General features: G+C 44.1%; 2 protein-coding genes. Both read right to left on the reverse strand.

What is annotated here, in order from left to right:
- Positions 1–458 (reverse strand): DNA polymerase III delta subunit-related protein (locus M3200_RS06515; protein WP_288178197.1); only part of this gene is annotated, 458 nt, incomplete at its 3' end.
- A gap of 98 nt (positions 459–556) precedes the next feature.
- Positions 557–1,696 (reverse strand): HAD family hydrolase, encoded by a 1,140-nt coding sequence (locus M3200_RS06520; protein WP_022382729.1) that lies wholly within the window; start codon positions 1,694–1,696, stop codon positions 557–559.
- Between the last annotated feature and the right edge of the window lie 135 nt (positions 1,697–1,831).

The raw sequence follows: 1,831 nt of genomic DNA on the forward strand, positions 1-1,831 counted from the left end.
TTCAGATCCGTAGAAATCAGAATATAATAAACATTGCTTTGAGGCTCCTCAAGGGTTTTGAGCATAATATTTGCAGCAGCCGCTCTCATGAACTGGCATTCATCGATAATGCAGACATGAGCCTTTTCATCAAAGGACGCCATGCTTTCAAGAAATGTACGGAACTGCTCTACTTTCAATTCCATCTTCCCGGGGCGAAGATACCACAGCCTGTTTCCAGTCATCGGGAGCGTCATCTCTTCTCTGGCGGATGATATGTGCAATTCATCAAATTCTCCGGAAATCTTTTCAGATTCTCCTGTAAGAATTCCCGCCAGATCAAATGCTGCTGTCGTCTTGCCCAGCCCGTCATCCCCATATAGGATCAGGGTATGAGGAAACCTGTTGTTTTTCAGCAGGGATTTCCATTCCTTCTGAACTTTTTCCTGTCCATAAATATGCGGAAGAAAGAGTGACACCTGGTACCTCCATATACGCTGTTAGTTAAGTAATACACTTTAATTCTACCATGCATGAAGAATGACTGCAAAAGTTAGCACTTCTGCCAGAATGCATGTCAGATTCCGGATAATAAATCCGGGATTTCGAGTACGTTCTGCACGTAAGGAACGCCTTCTTTTTCAAAAAGGCTGGCAGTCTTATCTTTCTCTGCTCCGTACAGCACTCCTATGAACCTGAAGCCTGCAGCTCTGCTTCCCAGCAGGTCCGAGAAGGAATCCCCGCAGACATAAATCTCATCTTCGCTGCCGCGCGCAATTGTTCCTGCCATATATGCAGGATAATTTTCCTTATTTCTGCCATAAGCAGCGCACAAATAGATAAAAGGATGCGGTTTATCAGGAACACTTCCTCCGTACATTTTTGATTCATCTACCGCATCAGACGCAGTCGCTAAATAGTTTGATTCAAACTCTTCATACCAGCCATAGGTTTTAAAAGGGACTTCCATTTCAATCCGGGCACGTCCCGTCGCAACCCCAATCTCATAACCGCTTTCTTTCAATCTTTCAAACATATTCTTTATGCCAGAAGGCGGAGCAAGCGGTGTTTCCCTGTCCAGGAATCCCGGCTTCCCGCCGCTGTATGGCGCTTTATGGAGATAGCGGATATAATTATCATCCCCCAGGTACCATTCCTGAAAAGCTGACGTATGGATTTTCCAAAAAGAAGATCTCAATTCTGCCCATGTATCCGGATTGGCAAAAGACGGAGCCATTGCTGCTGCCAGTGTATGAATGACATCTTCTCCGTAAATCCCCTCCGGCACTGTCTTCTCCCATTTCTCTAATATCTTATCCGCAGACGGAACAGGAATCCCCATCAATATTTTCCCTGTCTCCTGCACATCTTTCTCCGATTCCAGACGGAATGCCACTTTTTCTCCGCCGGAGCGGGCAGAATAAACTTCTGCCATGATCCAGAAAATCGTAATCAGCGCAGCATGAACCATATCCCAGTTTGAGTTGATCCCTCTTGCCTTCAGCCAGGATATGAGCGTGCCATTTCCCCACACGCTTTTCCTGCATTCTGCAATGCGTCCTTCATTGACCGTGCCAACAATAAAATTATCCTTTTCTGCCGGCATGCCCATATACTTCGGGCTGTATAAAATTTCCCAGACAGTCAGTGCTGCTATATCAAAATATCTTTCTTCACTAAGAAGTACGCCATCGACGTCAAATATGACTTTTTTCATTTTTCCTCCATGAAATGGAACATTTTCATAATTTATCCTTATTTTATCATATTCACATTCCATTAATGAATCAATGCGCCAAAAGGTTTTCATTTCAGGGCTATAGGACAAAACGTGTTGGTAAAAATTTATATT

Origin of the sequence: Dialister sp. CAG:357 (assembly GCF_000435155.1) — a bacterium.
Lineage (GTDB): Bacteria > Bacillota > Negativicutes > Veillonellales > Dialisteraceae > Dialister > Dialister hominis.

What these genes read in the sequence shown, in the direction of transcription:
- M3200_RS06520 (WP_022382729.1), bottom strand. Translation starts at nt 1,696, where the DNA reads ATGAAAAAAGTCATATTTGACGTCGATGGCGTACTTCTTAGTGAAGAA.